We start from the raw sequence: 18,412 nt of genomic DNA on the forward strand, positions 1-18,412 counted from the left end.
ACGCTTCTTCAGCCGCATCAAGCACTTCCGGCGCATCGCAACCCGATACGACAAGCTCGCGTCCACCTTCATGGGCTTCGTCACCCTCGCCGCCATCATGCTGTGGCTCAAATAGCTAAATGGTCACCGCTACCTAGACCCCGCCGTTCCGGCGAACCAGGTCCTGGACGTCGTGGTAGATGTTGTCGCCGGACTCGGTGTCGACCTTCGACTTGACCTTGGCCACGGTGAGCGGCCCGGCCTTGGGGCCGCCGGCCTCGTAGCCGACATAGCGGTAGCCCGAGGGCAGGTCCTTGCCGGTGTAGATGAAGGTGGCGCGGACGCCGCGCTTCTCGCGGGCGAACGCCTCGCCGCGCAGCCGCACATCGCGGTACATGCGCAGGGTGGCGTCGTCTTCCGCCGCGTCCACGCGCAGGGGACCGATGCGGACCTGGGCGTCGTCGCCGCGGGTGTTGATGTGAATTCCCGGCAGGTCGACACGGGTGACCTCGCCGTCAGGCGTATCGACCGCGGCCACGCTCACGGGGCCTGCCCGCACGCTGACGCCGGCGTCGGCTGCGGCCTCGGCCTCGACCCGCGCGACCTCGGCGGCGACGCTGCCCAGCGACGCCTTGGCCGCGCCCAGGGACGCCTTGGCGGCGTCGATCTCGGCCATGGCCTTGTCGGCTTCCGGCGAGGGCGGGCCGGGCGTGCTGCGCAGCGCGACCTCAATGGCGTCGAGGGTGGCTTGGACGCCGCCCGTCACGGACACCAGTTCCAGGGTGACTTCGGCGCCGTCCGACGAGCGGTAGGCGCAAGTCTTGCCGTCGGCGCTGACGCTCACGCGGGTGAGGTCGCCTTCCGTGGAGGGGCAGTCGAGTTTGGCGATCGCACGGTCGCCGTCCCGACCGCAGGCGGTCAGGGCAAGCGCCGAGGCGGCGATCAGCAGCGTGGTTCTCATGGACGTCTCGCTCCGGTCCGTTCGTTATGAAACTGACCGGAGCGTGTTGATCGGTCGAGTGAATTCGCCGTAACGGCTATTGTTGACCCGGCCGGGAGCCCGCCCCCTCGCGCCGCGCAAGGAAGGCGAGGCGCTCGAACAGGTGCACATCCTGCTCGTTCTTGAGCAGAGCGCCGTGCAGGGGCGGGATCAACTTGGTCGGGTCCCGTTCCTTCAGCGCGTTCTCGTCGATGTCCTCGACCATGAGCAGCTTCAACCAGTCGAGGAGTTCAGAGGTCGAGGGCTTCTTCTTCAGCCCCGGGACCTTGCGCATGTCGTAGAAGATGCGCAGCGCCTCGGCGACCAGCTTCTGCTTGATGCCCGGATAGTGGACCTCGACGATCTCGTTCATCGTCTCGGCTTCCGGGAAGCGGATATAGTGGAAGAAGCAGCGGCGCAGGAAGGCGTCCGGCAGCTCCTTCTCGTTGTTGGAAGTGATGATCACGATCGGCCGGACCTCGGCCTTGATCGTCTCATTGGTTTCGTAGACGTAGAATTCCATCCGATCGAGCTCCTGCAGGAGGTCGTTGGGGAACTCGATATCGGCCTTGTCGATCTCGTCGATCAGCAGGACGGGGCGCTTGTCGGAGGTGAAGGCCTCCCAGAGTTTGCCCTTCTTGATGTAGTTCTTGACGTCCTTGACCCGCTCGTCGCCCAGTTGGCTGTCGCGCAGGCGGGTGACGGCGTCGTATTCATAGAGGCCCTGGTGGGCCTTGGTGGTGGACTTGATGTGCCAGGTGATCAGCTCGGCGTTCAGCGCCTTGGCAATCTCATAGGCCAGCACGGTCTTGCCGGTGCCTGGTTCGCCCTTGATCAACAATGGCCGTTCCAGCGCCACGGCGGCGTTGACGGCGACCTTCAAATCCTCGGTGGCGACGTAATTCTCGGTGCCTTCAAAACGCTGTCTCATGGGGCTCCCCAGGAGCGGGCGTAGAATGCGCCCGCTTTCGAACAAATGTTTCAACTGGGGCCCAACCTAAAGCCAGTCGCGCGACATTCAAGCGGCTTGAGCGTCGCGGGCGGTTCCGTGGACGGAAAACGACCCTGGGAGCCTAGTCCTTGCGCGGGTCGATCCCGGCTGCGACCGATCGGCGCGCGTACCCCATCCGCTCCAGGTCTTCGTCGTTCAGGCCCCTGGACTGGAAGTTGGTGAAGTCGTCCTCGCCGCCGCTGACCAGGTCGGCGTCGGCCACCTGATCCAGACCCTCGATGGACTCGGCGTCGACCTGATCCTCGTCGAAGGCGTCCTCATCCTCGTCCTCGTCGGCGGCGGCGGCCGTGCGATAGTGGAGCTCGTCGTCCTCCTCCAGATCGTCGTCGTTGAAGACGTCCGCCTCGAACTCGTCGGCGTCCTGGTCGCCGTCGGCGCGAGTCACATCGAGCAGGTCGGGGAGCTCCTCGAAGGTCCGCATCTCGTTGAGGTCTTCGCGATCGTCGAGATTGGCCTCGTCATAAGCTTCGGCGCCGTCCTGGTCGTCACGGGGGTCGGGCATCGGGTCGTTCCTCGCCGGGGCGTCGGAGCGACACCCGTCCGCGGGATCAACCGCGTGCGGCGCGCACCTGTTCCCCGGGAACGCTCAGGTCCGACCGAACGCCGCCATCGCCTGGGCGACCTCGTCCATCACGGGATCCCATTCGCCGAACCGTTCGGGGATGAAGACCCGCATCTGCGGGTACCAGGGCAGACGGTCGGTTCCCAGGCGTGGCCATGAGGCGGGCGCCGAAATGAGCCAGGATGGCGCGCCGCAGGCCGCGGCGATGTTGGAGGTGGCGTTGGGGAAGCCGATGACCAGGTCAAGGGCGCAGGAGAGTGCGGCCACGTCGTCCAGATCCTGCTTCAGATCTATGCCGGGCGGATTCCAGATCTCGACGCCCAGCTCGCGGCGGGCCTGTTCCAGCTCGCCGGCCACGTCGCCGTACTGCAGGTTGACGAAGGCGATCCCCGGCGCGGCCAGGACGCCCGCCCACTGCTCGAACGTCGAATAGTAGCGATGGCGGGCGCCTAGAGTGCTGCCGCTCTTCCACAGCAGACCGACCTTGCGGCCAGCCGGCGCGCCGTCCAGGACCTTGCGCCAATGGGCGACACGGACGGGATCGGCCTCGAGGAAATGGGGGCGGACAGGGTAAGCGGAGACCTCGCGGCGGAATTCACGCAACAGCGAGCCTATGGGGGTCCAGAGGTCGATCCCTGCCATGGCCGCGTCGTCCAGGAATGGCAGCGGACGATAGGTGCGCCCTTCGGCAAGATAGGTCGCGTGCGCGCCCACGCGGGCCGCAGGATAGCTGCGCTGGAACAGCGGCACGAGGCGCGGTTCGACGGCCAGGATCAAGCGGCCGTTCGGGCCCAGGGCCTCGATCACGTCGGGCAGGACGTTGGCGAACATGATCTCGTCGCCCAGGCCCTGTTCGCCGACGATCAACATCGACTTGCCGGCCAGGTCGGCGCCGGGGCTCCAGCGCGGCCGGTCGACCATCACCACAGTGACGTCGGAGAATTTCGGGTCCAGGCGGGCCTCATAGTCGTCCCAGCCCTCACCGACTCGGCCCAGGTTCAAGAGGATGGTGGACCGCGCCAGCTGCATCATCAGCTGCTCGTCCGCTGGCTTGGGCGAGGTCATCGCCTTCTCGCAGTCCTCCAGGGCCGCGCGGGTGTCACCGCGGAACAGCCGGACATTGCCGCGATTGTAACGGGCCTTGGCGAAGCCCGGATCCAGCCGCAGCGCCTCATCGAAGAAGATCTCGGCGTTGGCCGGGTCGCCCTGTTCCGCCAGCGTGCTGCCCAGCGTGTTCCAAAGCAGCGGCTGTGCAGGCGCTCGGCCGATGGCGGACTTCAGGAGCTCGATGGCGTCGCCGTACTGCTGCTGATCGCGCAATACGCAGGCCAGGTTGTTGGCGCCCTCGTGGTCCTCCGGGAACCGCGCCAGGTAGTGGCGGAACAGCTTCTCGGCGACCGGCTTCTGGCCCAGGCGGTAGGCGAGGCGTCCCAGGTTGTTGGCGATCTCGGCATGGTCGGGCAGCAGGGCCAGCGCCGACTCATAGCAGGTGATGGAGCCCACGAAGTCGGAGGCCTTCTCACGCGCGATGGCCAGCAGGTACCAGCCAAAGCCGTTACGCTCGTCTTGTTCCAGCGCCTTGATCGCCCATTCCGCCCCGGCCTTGGCGTCTCCGGCGTTGAGCGCGGCCACCGCCTGGTGCAGCAGCGGCTGGACCTTGAGCGCCTTCAGTTCCTCGACGGCCTTCGACAGCTTGGCCAGCACGTCGCTGGAGCCCGAGTCGCCCACGGCGCCGGCCGACAGCCTGGCCGGCGTCGGCGCTGCGCCGACGCCGAGGGCGCCGGGCGATGTTGCGCTGGGCGCGGACGGGCGCAGCATGGCCTGACTCCAAAGCGTGCTAGGAATGGGGCATGCTTGACGCGCGCATGGTTAACCTTTGACTAAGCGGCGGGGTGGGCTGCGGCATTGCGTCACGTCTTCGGCGTGGTGTCGTCACTACCTGGCAAGAGGTCATTAACTCGCGCTCGGTAAGCGTGACGGGTCCAGGGTCGGAATCGGCTCCATGGACAGGGATCGGAACGAGGAACTCGCGTCGGTCCGACGCAGGTCAATTCGGGGGGACGGACCTTGCCGCTTAAACTGTCGCTGAAGCCGGGCGAGAAGTTCGTGCTCAACGGCGCGGTCGTCCAGAACGGCGACCGGCGCGGCGTGTTGATTCTCCAGAACAAGGCTTCGGTCCTTCGCGAGAAGGACATCATGCAGGAAGACGAGGTCACCTCGCCCGCCCGCCGGATCTACTTCCCGGTGATGATGATGTACCTCGATGAGGCTGGGGCCGAACGCTATTACGACGAGTTCGTGCGCCGCCTGACTGAGTTTATGGGGGTGATCAAGAACCCTCCGGTGCTGGCCGACTGCGTGAACATTTCCAAGCAGTGCATGGCGCGCGAGTACTACAAGGCGCTCATGCTGTGCCGGAAATTGATTGAGTACGAAGACGAAAGGTTGGGGAATGTCGCTTCGGGCGTACCAGCAGACCGCGGCTAGGGCTGAGTCCGGCCGGGAGCTGGAGTACCGGCTGTTCGGCCAGGTGACGCGCGCCCTGATGGAGGCCGCGGCCCTCGATCCGAGCGAGGTGTCGGCCCGCGCCGACGCTCTGGATTGGAATCGCAGGCTTTGGGCGACCCTGGCCGGAATCGTGGCCGAACCCGAAAACGCCCTTCCGGCGCCCCTGAAGGCCCAGATCATCTCGATTGGCATCTGGGTGGGCAAGTACACCAGCTCGGTGATCCGCCGCGAGGACGACGACATCCAGGCCCTGATCGACGTCAATCGCGCGATCATGCAGGGTCTCAGCGGAGCGGCCGCCGAAGCCGCTTAGAGCGTGACAGCCTGAAGTGGATTCCGGTTCAGGCGGCCGTCACGCTCCAAGTTTTTGCAGCTAGACCCTTTTCACCCGATCAGATGATTCCATCTGAATCGAAACGGTCTAGGCGCGATCCAAAACCCAGAACCGCCAGGCCGCCTGATCGGACCCCGGTCCGGCGTTTTTGTTTCGTCGCGGCAGATCCTGCCGATGTGCGTGGGCAGGGCCTGCCGACCGGCAGATTTCCATGGCCGAGCGTGCTCGCAGGCGCTCGTGTCTTGTCAAATAACTCAGTTAAAACAATATCATATTCGGTATCGAAAACGGGCGTCTTGGCCTGCGCCTTGCTAGGGTTAACGCAGAGCGAAAAATCGCTCCACGGCCAAAACGGCCGCACCACCTCCGACCAGAATGGAAGGGACTAAAATGGCCAGCAATTCGGTCAACACCAACGTGGGCGCGATGGTCGCCCTGCAAAACCTCAACGCGACGAACATGGAGCTGTCGCAAGTCCAAACGCGGATCAATACAGGCAAGAAAGTCTCGTCCGCGAAAGAAAACGGAGCCATCTGGGCGATCGCGCAAAACCAACGCGCGACCTCCAGTTCGCTGAACGCCGTCCGAGACTCGCTGCAGCGTACTGCTTCGACGATCGACGTGGCGATGTCGGCGGGGGAATCGGTTTCGGACCTGCTCGTCCAGATGAAGGAGAAAGCACTAGCGGCATCTGACACGACCCTGGACGCCTCTTCGCGGACGGCCCTGAACGAAGACTTCAAGGCCCTGCGCGATCAGGTTTCGAAGGCGGTGAACAACGCCGAGTTCAACGGCGCGAACATGATCAAGACCGGTGGTGCGACGATGGCGGCTCTCGCCAACGCCGACGGCACCTCGAAGATCACGGTCGCGGCGCAGAGCCTGGCTCTCGGCGGCGCCAACGTCACTGTCGGCGCGGCGTCCTCGATCGGCACCGTGACCACGGCCACGGCCATGATCGGGACCATCGCCACGTCGATCAGCTACGTTTCCACCGCCCTGTCGAAGCTCGGCACCGGCTCCAAGTCGATCGCCGGCCACCTGAATTTTACCAACAACCTTCAGGACTCGATCGACGCCGGCGTGGGCAACCTCGTCGACGCCGACCTGGCCAAGGAAAGCGCCAAGCTCCAGTCGCTGCAAACCAAGCAGCAACTCGGGATCCAGGCTCTCTCCATCGCCAATCAGGGCTCGTCGCAACTGCTGTCGCTCTTCCGCTAACGTCGCGGCGCCGGGCGGGTCCATTGGATCCGCCCGGTGAGCTCTTTGAACCGCTGGGCGCCGTTTGCCGCATGAGGTCGGCAATTTCTGCCCGCGCTACGCAAGGCTCGGCAAATTCTGCCGGCCCAGAACGTCCCTAACAAGGGTATAACTTCGATTATTCAATAGCTTAAATCGTCGCGATGATGCACGCCCGTTGGCCCGTTCATTGCTGCGTTCGTTCCTGAGCAAAAAGCTCCCGGCAGTCAAAATGACGTCGGCGACCTGAGAACAAGGAACGATTTGATGCCCAATAGCGTCAATACCAATGTCGGCGCCATGGTTGCGCTGCAAAACCTCAACAGCACCAACATGGACCTGCAACAGGTCCAGGGCCGGATCAACACCGGCAAGAAAGTCTCCTCCGCCAAGGACAACGGCGCCATCTGGGCGATCGCGCAAAACCAACGCGCGACCTCCAGTTCGCTGAACGCCGTCCGTGACTCGCTGCAGCGGACCTCGTCGACTATCGACGTGGCCATGTCGGCCGGGGAATCGGTTTCGGACCTTCTCGTCCAGATGAAAGAGAAGGCCCTGGCGGCTTCCGACACCACCCTGGACACCTCGTCGCGGACCGCCCTGAACGAAGACTTCAAGGCCTTGCGCGATCAGGTTTCGAAGGCGGTGAACAACGCCGAGTTCAACGGCGCGAACATGATCAAGACCGGTGGCGCGACGATGGCGGCTCTCGCCAACAGCGACGGCACCTCGAAGATCACGGTCGCGGCGCAAAGCCTGAGCCTCGGCGGCGCCAACGTCACTGTCGGCGCGGCGTCCTCGATCGGCACCGTGACCACGGCCACGGCCATGATCGCGACCATCGCCACGTCGATCACCAACGTGTCCACCGCCCTGTCGAAGCTCGGCACCGGCTCCAAGTCGATCGCCGGCCACCTGAATTTTACCAACAACCTTCAGGACTCGATCGACGCCGGCGTGGGTAACCTCGTCGACGCCGACCTGGCCAAGGAAAGCGCCCGCCTGCAGTCGCTGCAAACCAAGCAGCAGCTGGGGATCCAGGCCCTGTCCATCGCCAACCAGGGTTCGTCGCAGCTTCTCGGTCTCTTCCGATAGGACGCACGCGGCCGCGGTGCCTTCGCCCCGCGGTGACTGTGGGCGGCGGGGAGGGAGACCTCCCCGCCGCTTCACGGTTCAACAGGGACGCCGAACGCCCAGCCGGCGCCGGCGCACGGAGAAATGGAAAACAAACTTGCAGCTATCGCACCGGTAACCGACCCGATCCTCAACCAGGCGGCGTCGCGCCGCGTCGCGCCCGACACCGGCTCCGCGTGCGCGGAGCCCGTCCAGGTGGCTCAGGACCCGGCCGATCTACGCCTGGTCATCGAAGAAGGCGGCGGTTCGTACGTCTATAAGACGATCGACCGGCGCACCGGCGAAGTCGTCGCGCAGTTTCCTCGGGAGGAGATCCTGAAGATGCGCGAAGAGATCGACTACGCAGCAGGCACGGTCATCAGCGCCAGCGCCTGACCGCCCGACCGGCTGTTTCCGCCGGTCCGACCGAGATTCCAACCGCCCCGGGAGACCGGTGGGCGGCTGTGACCATTTGGGCCGTTAACCTTCTGGACACCATGATTCCATAGCTTCTCGGGCGAAATGAACCGTCCCTGGCGAGTCGCAAAAGCCGTACTGGGGGAACGGGTTCGAGAGGAGAGCAGGTCAATGTCGATCAGCGTGCACACCAACAAGTCGGCCCTGACCGCGCTTCAGAACCTCAACAAAACCAACGACCAGCTCGCAGACACCCAGAACAGGATCAACACCGGACTGAAGATCGGCAACGCCAAGGACAACGCCTCGGTGTGGTCCATCGCCCAGGGGCAGCGCGCCGATATCGGCGCGCTCTCGGCGGTGACAATGAGCCTGAACCGGGCCCAGTCGATCGCAGAAGTCTCCATGTCGGCCGGCGAGTCTGTCTCCGACCTGCTTGTGCAGCTCAAGGAGAAGGTGGTCGCCGCCCAGGACACCTCCCTGGATGTGATTTCGCGCGGCGCGCTGGACGCCGACTTCAAGTCGATCCTGCGCCAGATCAACCAGGTCGTCTCGAACTCGGAATTTGACGGCGCCAATATCCTGAACGGTTCGATCGCCGGCAGCATCCGCTTCCTGGCCAACGCCGACGCCAACGCCTACATCACGCTCTCGACCCAGAACATGACTATGGGCGGCGCCATCATCACCATCGCCGCCGCGTCGTCGATCAGCACGGTGACCCTGGCTGCGGCGGCCCTGGTCTCGCTCACCGCCTCGATGACCAACGTCAACCAGGCCCTGGGCAATCTGGGCGCCCAGGCCAAGCAGATCGAGGCGCACAACAAGTTCGTCGGCAAGCTGCAGGACGTGCTGCAGGCCGGGGTCGGCAACCTGGTGGACGCCGATCTCGCGAAGGAAAGCGCGCGGCTTCAGGCGCTTCAGGTGCAGCAGCAGCTCGGCGCCCAGGCCCTGTCCATCGCCAACCAGGCGCCGCAGATCGTGCTGCAGCTCTTCAAGGGCTAAGACCCGTTTCGTTGGGGCGTCGAAGGGCCTGGGTGGATCGCCCAGGCCTTTTGAATCAAGGGATTCACCTTAGGTCTTAACGCCTTGTCAGGGCTTCCAAGGTCAAGGTCGGGTGGCGGGACTGCGCCCACGGACGGCGGATCATGGCGATCACTTTCGACACCAGCCTGCTGACGAACTACTACCAGTCCCGCTACGGCGGGACGGCGGCCACGAACTCGTCGGCGCTCCTGTCGAAGAAGTACGCGCCGACCGCCCCCTGGTCGATCACCAACACCAAGGTCGGCGCGCAGATCTCCGAGGCGGTTAAGAACGCCATGCTCGGCCACAAGCTGGTGGACGAGAACGCAGCCAAACTCGACTTGCCGGGCGCCAGCGCCGACTATCGCAAACTCTTCGCGCTCTACCAGGGGCTCAGCACCCTGAACGGCGTGACCGAGCGGATGAACGGCAAGAACCTGACCTCGATCGAGAAGGCCAAGATCCAGCAGGTCTTCACCAAGGGGCTGGCCGAGATCACGGCCTATGCCGACAACGCCGACTTCGATGGCATTCGCCTGAACCGCGGCGAGGTCATGACCAAGGCTCAGACCAAGATCGGCACGCCGGTCGTCAAGAGCGACTATCTGGGCGGTGTCCCGCTGCTGACGGGTAGCAGCTCCGCGGTGGTCCCGGCGTTCTCCGGCGACGTCAAATTCACGATGTCCGTCAAGCGCGTGAACGTGACTCATAATGTATCGATCGACCTGGCCGACATGGGGGCCACGCCGCGCACGCTGACCAATGTCCTGGCCCACATCAACGGCAAGATGGCCGCCGACGGCCTGGAGACGCGCTTCGCAAGCCAGCGCGTTCCCGGTGTGCCGCGGACCATCACCGTGGCCGGGAAACCCGTCACCCTGCCGGCCACGCAAGACTCATGGGTCCTCAAGGTCAAGGTCGATTCGGGCGAGACCGTCACCTTCGGCGCGCCGAGCAGCGCGGGCTCGGTCTATGTCGCCCAGAGCGTCGGCGACCCCAATCCGGACGGCAAGGCCGCGACCAATGACGGCGTCACGCAGCGCCAGCTCCTGAAGTTCCAGACCGACACCACGACCGTGGCGGCTCCGCCGCAACCGGCCGGGGAGGCCAACTGGGTGGACGGTCGCGCCTGGGCCGAGGACCTCAGCAAGTCGGTGCAGAGCGTGCGCGCCACGACCGTCGGCCCGGACGGCTCGGTCTATGTGTTGGCCGACGTGGACGCCAAGGTCGAAGGCCAGGAGATCAAGGGCGACAAGGACGTCGCGCTGATGAAGTACGATTCGGCGGGCAAGCTGCTCTATACGCGCACCCTTGGCGCGGCCGATCAGGCCAGCGGCCTGGCCCTGGCGGTCTCCGCCGACGGCAAGATCGCCATCGCCGGCTCAGTGACCGGCGGCCTGCAGGGCGCGACGGACGGTCCGGTGAACTCGGGGGAAACCGGCAGCTTCGCCGCCAATTCCGACAGCTTCGTCACCCTTTACGACGCTGACGGCCAGGAGGTGTGGACCCAACGTCGCGGGGCCCGCCAGGCCGACGAGGCGACCAATGTGGCCTTCGGCGCCGACGGTTCGGTCTTTGTGGCTGGGCGATCCAAGTCGGCCATGCCCGGAACGACGGCGATCGGCGACTGGGACGGCTATGTCGAGGGCTTCAAGGCAGATGTGACGGGCAAGGTCACGACCCTGTTCACCCAGGCCTTCGGCTCCACGGGCGCCGACCGGCCAGCCGGCCTGGTGGTCGACGGGACCTCTCTGGTCGTCGCCTCCAATGAGAACGGCCGCGCGGTGCTGCGTCGATTCGATGTCTCGACCACCACGCCCGCGCTCACCGCGACTCGCGACCTCGGCGACCTGCAGGGCGGCGAGCTGGCCGGGCTAGGCCTCGACGGAGGCCAGATCGTGGTCGCAGGCGCCACCAAGAACGGCGCGCTCTCGGCTGGAACCATCACTCGCGCCCTCTCGGGCGGGACCGACGCCTTCGCGGCGCGGCTGAGCGCCAGCCTGACGGCGGGCGGCGGCGACCGGCTGGCCTATTATGGCGGGGCCGGGGACGACAGGGCCACGTCGGTGGCCGTGGCCGGCGGCCAGGTCTGGATCGCGGGCTCGGCCGGAACCGACCTGCCGGGCCAGCCCGTGGTCGGCAAGAAGGACGGCTTCCTCACCCGGCTCGACATGGACACCGGCGCCATCGACTGGTCACGGCGCTTCACCGGCAAGGAGGGCTACGCCGCCCCCACCGCCATTGCTATCGATACGCAGGGTTCAACCGTCCTTGATCGTCTCGGCCTGCCCAAGGGCACGCTGGACTTCACCGATTCGATCCAGCTCAGCGCCCTGAGCTCGGTGCGGGCCGGCGACCAGTTCCAGGTCGTGGCGGGAGGCGGCGCCAAGAAGACCATCACCATCGAGACCGGCGAGACATTCTCCACCCTGTCGGCCAAGCTGAAGCGGGCCCTGGGGTTCCAGGCCAAGATCGAGACCGTGACTGTCGAAGGCGCCCGCCGCCTGCAGATCAAGCCGCTGAACGACCGCACCACCATCGAACTGTTCGAGGGCAAGTCCGGCAAGGATGCGCTCAGCCTGCTAGGTCTCGCCGAAGGCATCATCCGCAACACCACGACCGAGGACGGCAAGGTCGTCCCGGCGGACGGCAAGGCGATGATCTTCGGCCTGGGCCTGCCGACGGACCTCAATCTTGAGGATCAGGAACAGGTCAACCACACGCTCGCCGAACTGACGGCGGCCATGAACCAGATCCGCGCGGCCTACAAGCACCTGCAGACGGCGTCGACGCCCAAGGCGGTGCTCGACGCTCAGAAGGCCGCCGCCGCGGCGCAGGGCGGCAAGGTCCCGACCTACCTGACCAACCAGATCGCCAACTACCAGGCCGCGCTCGACCGCCTCGGCGGCTAGGCGCCTTGAAACCGTTGCTGCGGCGGTCTAGCGAAGGTCCATGGAATTCCTGAACGACCGGCGGAGTCGACTCGTCCTGGCGGGCGGCGCGCTCGCGCTCGTGGCCGGTATCGGCATAGCCGCGCTCATGATCTCGGCCGGCAAGGACGACAAGGTCCCGCCGCCGCCGGCCTCGCAGGGCGGCCTGGTGGTCGAGACCGGTACGGTCGACGACGGCCGCCTCGATCCGGCCCGCCCTCTGCGCTGCTACGTGGCCGGCCAATATGTCGGGGAGGTGACCTTGGCGGTCTGCGCCCAGCGCAACGGCGTGGCCACCGGCGCCCTCGACGTCGGGGTCGACGAGGCGGGCAACCTAGCCGCCGCCGACCAGGCCGGAACCATGCTGACGCCGCTGCCGCCGCTGGACGAGGCGCCGGTCGATGCTTCAGCCGCGCCCGCGCCCGCCGCGGCGCCGATCGCGCCCGCAGCAGGGCCGGCGGGAACCTGCTGGCGCTACGCCGATGGCGGTTGGCGCAAGCTGCCGGCCGACATGACGCTCAACGCCTGCGTCCAGACCCTGTTCGCCGGGCGCTGCGAGCGCTCGGGCGGCGCCACCTATGGCCGCTGGATGCAGCAGACCCTGAGGCTAGTCCTGGGCCGGGTCGAGGTGTCGGGCGACAACCGCAGCTTCCGGCCGTTGACCGCGCAGGCCGACAACTGCTCGATCTCCCCGATCGGCTGACGCCATTCCGCCGCCGCAATCGCCGCTATAGGCTTAGCCATGCTTCGCACCGTCCTGATCGCCGGCCTCTCCGTCCTCGCCCTCTCGGCGTGCGCAAAGAAGACCCTGCCGCCGGGCGGCGAGGGCATCTGCTGGCACGTGGGCCAGACCAAGGACGGCGAACTCAAGTACAACAAGCTGGCCACCGGTGTGGCAGACTTGGAGCACTGCGCCGCTGCGCTGGAGACCATGCGGCTGAAGTTCCTGCGCATGGGCGGCACGAACCGGGAGGTGACCGGGGCCTTCAAGGGCAACTTCATCTTCATCCAGCGGAACGGAATTTTCACCGCGCCGTCGATGGAATCTCACCGCTATCCGGCCCTGGTGCGCACCGGCGACGGCCGCCTGGCCATCCCCAGCGCCATGCCCCAGCGGCCCGCCGGCCAATAGGCGCGGCGTTCCGGCGCAGCAGACATCTGTGGACGAAGGCCCGCAAGGTGGGAACAAAGGCGGAACATTAGCTTGATCCGCGGATCGCCGTCCGCTAGCGTCGGAGCTGAGCGCGAGCGCGCAAGCACGGAAAGCAAGGGACACTCACATGGCGGGCAGCGTCAACAAGGTCATTCTGGTCGGCAATCTGGGCGCCGACCCCGAAATCCGCAGCCTCACCTCGGGCGATCGCGTGGCCAATCTGCGGGTCGCGACCTCCGAGACCTGGCGCGACAAGTCCTCGGGCGAACGCAAGGAAAAGACCGAGTGGCACCGGGTGGTGATCTTCAACGACAACCTCGTGAAGGTCGCCGAGCAGTATCTGCGCAAGGGTTCCAAGATCTATCTCGAGGGCTCGATCCAGACCCGCAAATGGACTGACCAATCGGGCGTGGAGAAGTTCTCCACCGAGGTGGTCCTGCAGAAGTTCCGCGGTGAGCTGACCATGCTCGACGGCCGCGGCGACGCCGAGGGCGCGAGCGCCGGCGGCTATGGCGGCGGTGACTACGCCGGTGGAAACGGCGGCGGCGGCGGCGGCGGTTTCGGAGGCGGCCAGCGCAAGCCGGCCTCGGGTCCGCGCGAGGACTTCTCGGCCGACCTAGACGACGAGATCCCGTTCTAGGGAAGGCCTAGGTGTCGGCTTCGGACGCCTGTCGCAGATAAGCGCTCCGAACGGCCTCGGCGGCATCGTCATACAGGAACGGCAGGAAGGCGTAGCGCCGGCCCGCCGTGACCGGCGTCGCCTCGTGCAGCAGCGAGCAGGAGAACACCACCGCCCCACCGGTCGGCGGGCGATAGGTGCGGGGGCCGAACTCGGGGAACCGGAGATCGCCGCCCTCGAAATCCTCGGCGTTCAGGTTGATCGAGCAGGCGAAACGGCGATGGGCCGTGGCGGGCGTGGTGTCGTCCCGGTGCGGCAGGAAGCGGCCGTCCTCCGCGGCGTCGTAGCAGGCGACGATATAGCGTTCGATGCGGCTCGCCCGGTACTGGAAGGCCTTGCGCACCAGTGGCGCCAGGCGCTCGCTCAGGCGCGTATTGAGCTCGTGTTTCAGGCCTTCGTCCTGGATGACCGCGTCGCGCCGGCTCTTGAAACCGTCCACGACATTGACGGTCCGGCCGTCGATCTCCCGCGCGACGCCCGAGGGCTGGCCGCCCTCCCGCTCATAGAGCGCGATCAGCCGGCGGCAGAGGTCCGGCTCGAATACCCGCGGGACCAACAGCACCGGAGCGGTGAGCGGTGCGCCGGCATGGTCGGCGGGGTCGGGGAGGGCGCGCACGGCGTCGAAGAAGGCCTCGGTCTCGTTAAGCCCGGCGCGGGCTAGGATCACCTCGTTGGGATCGAGCAGCACCCATTGGGGCGTGACTTGGCCCTGGCCGTCGAGGTCGCAGAACAGCCGGCTGACGGCCTCGTCAGGGTCCAGCAGCCAGCGAAGGCCCACCTGGTCGCGGGCCAGCTTCACGGCGGCGGGATCGCGCAGCACGCCGAACGCCGAGATCCTGGTGTCGTCGAACAGCCGTCGATGCGCCGCCAGCGCCGCGAGCGCGGCCTGTTCCTCCGGGCCGCGCCGAGGCAGGAACGCCAGCAGCACATAGCGCCCGCCGAACGCCCCGGGGGCGAACTGGGGGTTGCTGGGGGTGGCGCCGGCGAAGCGCGGCGCCAGGGCGCCGATGGTGATCGTCATGGGCCAAGGTTGGAACCTTGACCATCAGCGCGCAAGGCGCCGCTTCAGCCGGCCGGAATGACGCCGCAAGCGATGCGCGGCCCGGCGCCGCCGATCGGTTGGACCTTGTGGTCGTCGGGGTTGGCGTGGATGACCAGGGCCGAGCCGTCCTTGTCGCCCAGCGCTTCGCGGCCGCCCGCTGAAGCTAGGGACACATAGGTCGAGAACACCTCGGCCTGGCCCGAACCGTCGGCGGCGACGAAGACATTGGGCAGGTCGCCCGCCTCGTTGGCGTCGGGGTTCAGCAGGCCGTGGACCATGGTCGGCTTGCCGTGCACGTGGCCGCCGGCCGAGGTGAAGTCGGCCTTAGAGCAGTCGCCCTTCTCGTGGAAATGCAGCCCGTGCCAGCCTGGAGGGGCGCCTTTCAGCTCGATCCGCGCCAGCAGCCCGTTCGGGGCCTGGGTCAGGGTCGCCGAACCGACGCTTGCGCCCGCCGAATTCTTCAATTCGATCCGGATGTTGGGTGGCGCATCGGTGGCTGATGCCGCACTTGCGAAAAGGGTGGCTATCGCGGCGGCGAGGGCATATCTCATGGGGCGTTCGACCTGGGTTGAGGCGCTGACGGAAGTTGGCCTTCGGGGCCTGCGGATGATAACTACTTAACCCTGCTTTGTGTCCGATTCTAAACGGCTAAATCCTCTCCTTGACCGACGAAACCCATACCCCGCCGGATGACGGGCGGCGCGGGGGCATCGCCCCTATCGCCATCGAAGATGAGCTGAAGCGCTCTTACCTCGACTACGCCATGAGCGTCATCGTCAGCCGCGCCCTGCCGGACGCGCGCGACGGTCTGAAGCCCGTGCACCGCCGCATCCTGTTCTCGATGAACGAGCAGGGCCATACGCCCGACCGGTCGTATGTTAAGTCCGCGCGCGTGGTCGGGGATGTGATGGGTAAGTACCATCCGCACGGCGACGCCTCGATCTACTTCACCATGGTCCGGATGGCCCAGCCGTTCTCGATGAGCCTGCTGCTGATCGATGGTCAGGGCAATTTCGGCTCGGTGGACAACGATCCGCCCGCGGCCATGCGCTACACCGAAAGCCGCATGACCAAGGCCGCGATGATGATCGTGGCTGACTTGGACAAGGACACGGTCGACTTCAAGGAGAACTACGACGGCTCCGAGCAGGAGCCCGTGGTCCTGCCATCGCGCATTCCCAACCTGCTGGTCAACGGCGCGGGCGGCATCGCCGTCGGCATGGCCACCAATATCCCGCCGCACAATCTGGGCGAGATCGTCGACGCCTGCCTGGCCTATGTGGACGATCCGGCGGTGAGCCTCGAGACCCTGCTGGACATCGTGCCCGGGCCGGACTTCCCGACCGGCGGCGAGATCATCGGGCGGACCGGCGCGCGCAACGCCCTGATGACCGGCCGCGGCTCGGTGATCATGCGCGGCAAGGCGGCGATCGAGGAGATCCGCAAGGACCGCGACGCCATCGTCATCACCCAGATTCCGTATCAGGTGAACAAGGCCGCCATGGTCGAACGGATCGCCGAACTGGTGCGTGAGAAGCGCATCGACGGCATCTCCGACCTGCGCGACGAGAGCGACCGCGACGGCATGCGCGTGGTCATCGAGATGAAGCGCGACGCGTCCCCGGACGTGGTGCTGAACCAGCTCTACCGCTTCACCCCGCTGCAGAGTTCGTTCGCGGTCAACATGCTGGCGCTGGACCGTGGACGGCCGCGCGAGATGAACCTGCGCGACATGGTCGTGGCCTTCGTCGACTTCCGCGAGGAAGTGGTCGTCCGGCGGGTGAAGTTCGAGCTCGGCAAGGCCCGCGACCGCGGCCACGTCCTGGTCGGCCTGGCCATCGCCGTGGCCAATATCGACGAGTTCATCCACATCATCCGCTCCTCCAAGGACCCGGCCGAGGCGCGCGAACGCCTGGTGGCCAAGGACTGGCCGGCGGGCGACATGCTGCCCCTGGTCGAGCTGATCGCCGACCCGCGAACCCTGGTCATTGACTCCGACCTGATCCGACTGACCGAGGAACAGGCCCGCGCCATTCTGGCGCTCACCCTGTCGCGCCTGACCGGTCTCGGCCGTGACGAGATCTTCGGCGAAGCCAGCGAGCTGGCCGGCGCCATCCAGGGCCACCTGACCACCCTGTCGTCGCGCGAGAACGTGATGGCGATCGTCCGCGAGGAGCTGACCGCGGTGCGCGACGCCTTCGCCGTCCCGCGCCGCACCGAGATCGTCGACGGCGACGCCGATGTCGAGGACGAGGACCTGATCGCCCGCGAGGAGATGGTCATCACCGTCACCCACGGCGGCTATGTGAAGCGCACCCCGCTCACCACCTACCGGACCCAGCATCGCGGCGGCAAAGGCCGCTCGGGCATGTCCACCAAGGACGAGGATGCGGTCACCCGCGTGTTCTCGGCCTCGACCCACACGCCGATGCTGTTCTTCTCGTCGGGGGGCAAGGTCTACCAGCTCAAGGTCTGGCGCCTGCCTGTCGGCACGCCCACCTCGCGCGGCAAGGCCTTCGTCAACCTGTTGCCCATCGAGCCAGGCGAGACGATCACCTCGATCCTGCCGCTGCCCGAGGACGAGGCGAGCTGGGATCAGTACGACGTCATGTTCTCCACCCGGTCGGGCGGCGTGCGACGCAACAAGCTGAGCGACTTCCAGGGCATCAAGCGCAACGGCAAGATCGCCATGAAGCTGGATGACGGCGACTCGATCATCGGCGTGGGCCTGTGCAACGCCGCGCAGAACGACATCCTGCTGACCACAGCGCTCGGCCGCTGCATCCGCTTCGCCACCGAGGAGGTGCGCGTGTTCGCGGGCCGCGATTCGACCGGCGTGCGCGGCATCCGCCTGGCCGATGGCGACAGCGTCATCTCCATGGCCATCCTGCGCTCGGTCACGGCCACGCCCGCCGAACGCGCAGCCTATGTGAAGCATTCCAACGCCATGCGCCGCGCCGCGGGCGAGGACGGCGCCGAGGTCGAGGAGGCCGCCGCGCCCGACGACGACGAGGCCGACGGCGATCTGACGGCGCTCAGCCCCGAACGCATCGCTGAGCTGGGCGGGGCCGAGGAGGTGATCCTCACCGTCTCCACCGAGGGCTTCGGAAAGCGCACCTCGGCCTACGAATTCCGCCGCACCGGCCGGGGTGGGCAGGGGCTGCTCGCCCAGGACCTGACCAAGAAGGGTGGCAAGCTCGCCGCCTCCTTCCCGGTGGAGCAGTTCGACGAGATCCTGCTGGTAACCGACCAGGGTCAGCTGATCCGCACCCCGGTCAGCCAAGTCCGCATGGTCGGTCGCAACACGTCTGGCGTGACCATCTTCCGCACAGCGCCTGACGAGCACGTGGTGTCGGTGGAGCGTCTGGCCGACCAAGGCAGCGACGACACCGAGACGGAGGCTGATGCCGGCGCGGACGACGCACCGGCGGAATAGGCC

17 protein-coding genes and 1 pseudogene are annotated in these 18,412 nt (G+C 66.5%); 12 read left to right on the top strand and 6 right to left on the bottom strand.

Annotation, left to right across the window (positions count from 1 at the left end):
- Positions 1–115 (top strand): annotated as a pseudogene (locus tag Q8Q77_RS16485) (IS5/IS1182 family transposase); the annotation flags it as partial.
- Between the two features lie 18 nt (positions 116–133).
- On the opposite strand, the gene Q8Q77_RS16490 reads toward Q8Q77_RS16485, so the two are convergent.
- The 4 genes from Q8Q77_RS16490 to Q8Q77_RS16505 all read right to left on the bottom strand — a co-directional run bounded on the left by Q8Q77_RS16490 (position 134) and on the right by Q8Q77_RS16505 (position 4,350).
- Positions 134–940, bottom strand: coding sequence for a hypothetical protein (locus Q8Q77_RS16490; protein WP_305584742.1), 807 nt, complete (start codon positions 938–940; stop codon positions 134–136).
- A 76-nt stretch (positions 941–1,016) separates the two neighbouring features.
- On the bottom strand, positions 1,017–1,889 hold the full coding sequence (locus tag Q8Q77_RS16495) for a MoxR family ATPase (RefSeq protein ID WP_305584743.1): 873 nt from the start codon (positions 1,887–1,889) through the stop codon (positions 1,017–1,019).
- A 142-nt stretch (positions 1,890–2,031) separates the two neighbouring features.
- A complete protein-coding gene (locus Q8Q77_RS16500) occupies positions 2,032–2,472 on the bottom strand; it encodes a hypothetical protein (RefSeq protein WP_305584744.1) in 441 nt (146 codons plus the stop codon).
- Positions 2,473–2,556: 84 nt separating this feature from the next.
- Positions 2,557–4,350, bottom strand: a complete 1,794-nt coding sequence (locus Q8Q77_RS16505; protein WP_305584745.1) for a tetratricopeptide repeat protein — start codon at positions 4,348–4,350, stop codon at positions 2,557–2,559.
- Positions 4,351–4,599: 249 nt separating this feature from the next.
- On the opposite strand from Q8Q77_RS16505, the gene flbT reads away from it, so the two are divergent.
- The 10 genes from flbT (at position 4,600) to ssb (ending at position 13,892) form a co-directional block, all read left to right on the top strand.
- A complete protein-coding gene (gene flbT / locus Q8Q77_RS16510) occupies positions 4,600–5,019 on the top strand; it encodes a flagellar biosynthesis repressor FlbT (protein WP_254833503.1) in 420 nt (139 codons plus the stop codon).
- Positions 4,985–5,353 carry a flagellar biosynthesis regulator FlaF gene (flaF, locus tag Q8Q77_RS16515; protein WP_305584746.1) on the top strand — a complete coding sequence of 123 codons (369 nt, stop codon included), beginning with the start codon at positions 4,985–4,987 and terminating at the stop codon, positions 5,351–5,353. Before flbT ends, flaF begins: the two co-directional genes overlap by 35 nt.
- A gap of 411 nt (positions 5,354–5,764) precedes the next feature.
- Positions 5,765–6,595, top strand: coding sequence for a flagellin (locus tag Q8Q77_RS16520; RefSeq protein ID WP_305584747.1), 831 nt, complete (start codon positions 5,765–5,767; stop codon positions 6,593–6,595).
- A 285-nt stretch (positions 6,596–6,880) separates the two neighbouring features.
- Positions 6,881–7,708 (top strand): flagellin, encoded by an 828-nt coding sequence (locus tag Q8Q77_RS16525; protein ID WP_305584748.1) that lies wholly within the window; start codon positions 6,881–6,883, stop codon positions 7,706–7,708.
- Between the two features lie 123 nt (positions 7,709–7,831).
- Positions 7,832–8,122, top strand: coding sequence for a flagellar protein FlaG (locus Q8Q77_RS16530; protein WP_305584749.1), 291 nt, complete (start codon positions 7,832–7,834; stop codon positions 8,120–8,122).
- Positions 8,123–8,314: 192 nt separating this feature from the next.
- Positions 8,315–9,148 carry a flagellin gene (locus Q8Q77_RS16535; RefSeq protein WP_305584750.1) on the top strand — a complete coding sequence of 278 codons (834 nt, stop codon included), beginning with the start codon at positions 8,315–8,317 and terminating at the stop codon, positions 9,146–9,148.
- A 143-nt stretch (positions 9,149–9,291) separates the two neighbouring features.
- Positions 9,292–12,081 (top strand): hypothetical protein, encoded by a 2,790-nt coding sequence (locus Q8Q77_RS16540; RefSeq protein WP_305584751.1) that lies wholly within the window; start codon positions 9,292–9,294, stop codon positions 12,079–12,081.
- 40 nt (positions 12,082–12,121) lie between these two features.
- Entirely contained in the window at positions 12,122–12,802 is a 681-nt protein-coding gene (locus Q8Q77_RS16545; protein WP_305584752.1) for a hypothetical protein, read from the top strand.
- Between the two features lie 39 nt (positions 12,803–12,841).
- Positions 12,842–13,231: a hypothetical protein gene (locus Q8Q77_RS16550; RefSeq protein ID WP_305584753.1), complete on the top strand. Its 390-nt coding sequence runs from the start codon at positions 12,842–12,844 to the stop codon at positions 13,229–13,231.
- Between the two features lie 148 nt (positions 13,232–13,379).
- Complete coding sequence (gene ssb, locus Q8Q77_RS16555) at positions 13,380–13,892, top strand: single-stranded DNA-binding protein (protein ID WP_305584754.1); 513 nt, start codon at positions 13,380–13,382, stop codon at positions 13,890–13,892.
- A 7-nt stretch (positions 13,893–13,899) separates the two neighbouring features.
- Here the strand turns inward: ssb and Q8Q77_RS16560 are convergent, their stop codons facing one another.
- Positions 13,900–14,952, bottom strand: coding sequence for a 2OG-Fe(II) oxygenase (locus Q8Q77_RS16560; RefSeq protein WP_305584755.1), 1,053 nt, complete (start codon positions 14,950–14,952; stop codon positions 13,900–13,902).
- A gap of 44 nt (positions 14,953–14,996) precedes the next feature.
- Complete coding sequence (locus Q8Q77_RS16565; protein ID WP_371130468.1) at positions 14,997–15,524, bottom strand: superoxide dismutase family protein; 528 nt, start codon at positions 15,522–15,524, stop codon at positions 14,997–14,999.
- 212 nt (positions 15,525–15,736) lie between these two features.
- On the opposite strand from Q8Q77_RS16565, the gene gyrA reads away from it, so the two are divergent.
- Positions 15,737–18,409 (top strand): DNA gyrase subunit A, encoded by a 2,673-nt coding sequence (gyrA, locus tag Q8Q77_RS16570; protein ID WP_371130469.1) that lies wholly within the window; start codon positions 15,737–15,739, stop codon positions 18,407–18,409.
- Positions 18,410–18,412: the final 3 nt, after the last annotated feature.

Source organism: Phenylobacterium sp. (assembly GCF_030698145.1).
Classification (GTDB): Bacteria; Pseudomonadota; Alphaproteobacteria; order Caulobacterales; family Caulobacteraceae; genus Phenylobacterium.

What these genes read in the sequence shown, in the direction of transcription:
- gyrA (WP_371130469.1), top strand. Translation starts at nt 15,737, where the DNA reads ATGAGCGTCATCGTCAGCCGCGCCCTGCCGGACGCGCGCGACGGTCTG.
- Q8Q77_RS16560 (WP_305584755.1), bottom strand. Translation starts at nt 14,952, where the DNA reads ATGACGATCACCATCGGCGCCCTGGCGCCGCGCTTCGCCGGCGCCACC.
- Q8Q77_RS16525 (WP_305584748.1), top strand. Translation starts at nt 6,881, where the DNA reads ATGCCCAATAGCGTCAATACCAATGTCGGCGCCATGGTTGCGCTGCAA.
- Q8Q77_RS16535 (WP_305584750.1), top strand. Translation starts at nt 8,315, where the DNA reads ATGTCGATCAGCGTGCACACCAACAAGTCGGCCCTGACCGCGCTTCAG.
- Q8Q77_RS16565 (WP_371130468.1), bottom strand. Translation starts at nt 15,524, where the DNA reads ATGAGATATGCCCTCGCCGCCGCGATAGCCACCCTTTTCGCAAGTGCG.
- Q8Q77_RS16495 (WP_305584743.1), bottom strand. Translation starts at nt 1,889, where the DNA reads ATGAGACAGCGTTTTGAAGGCACCGAGAATTACGTCGCCACCGAGGAT.
- Q8Q77_RS16540 (WP_305584751.1), top strand. Translation starts at nt 9,292, where the DNA reads ATGGCGATCACTTTCGACACCAGCCTGCTGACGAACTACTACCAGTCC.
- flaF (WP_305584746.1), top strand. Translation starts at nt 4,985, where the DNA reads ATGTCGCTTCGGGCGTACCAGCAGACCGCGGCTAGGGCTGAGTCCGGC.
- Q8Q77_RS16550 (WP_305584753.1), top strand. Translation starts at nt 12,842, where the DNA reads ATGCTTCGCACCGTCCTGATCGCCGGCCTCTCCGTCCTCGCCCTCTCG.
- Q8Q77_RS16545 (WP_305584752.1), top strand. Translation starts at nt 12,122, where the DNA reads ATGGAATTCCTGAACGACCGGCGGAGTCGACTCGTCCTGGCGGGCGGC.
- Q8Q77_RS16520 (WP_305584747.1), top strand. Translation starts at nt 5,765, where the DNA reads ATGGCCAGCAATTCGGTCAACACCAACGTGGGCGCGATGGTCGCCCTG.
- ssb (WP_305584754.1), top strand. Translation starts at nt 13,380, where the DNA reads ATGGCGGGCAGCGTCAACAAGGTCATTCTGGTCGGCAATCTGGGCGCC.
- Q8Q77_RS16530 (WP_305584749.1), top strand. Translation starts at nt 7,832, where the DNA reads ATGGAAAACAAACTTGCAGCTATCGCACCGGTAACCGACCCGATCCTC.
- Q8Q77_RS16505 (WP_305584745.1), bottom strand. Translation starts at nt 4,350, where the DNA reads ATGCTGCGCCCGTCCGCGCCCAGCGCAACATCGCCCGGCGCCCTCGGC.
- Q8Q77_RS16490 (WP_305584742.1), bottom strand. Translation starts at nt 940, where the DNA reads ATGAGAACCACGCTGCTGATCGCCGCCTCGGCGCTTGCCCTGACCGCC.
- Q8Q77_RS16500 (WP_305584744.1), bottom strand. Translation starts at nt 2,472, where the DNA reads ATGCCCGACCCCCGTGACGACCAGGACGGCGCCGAAGCTTATGACGAG.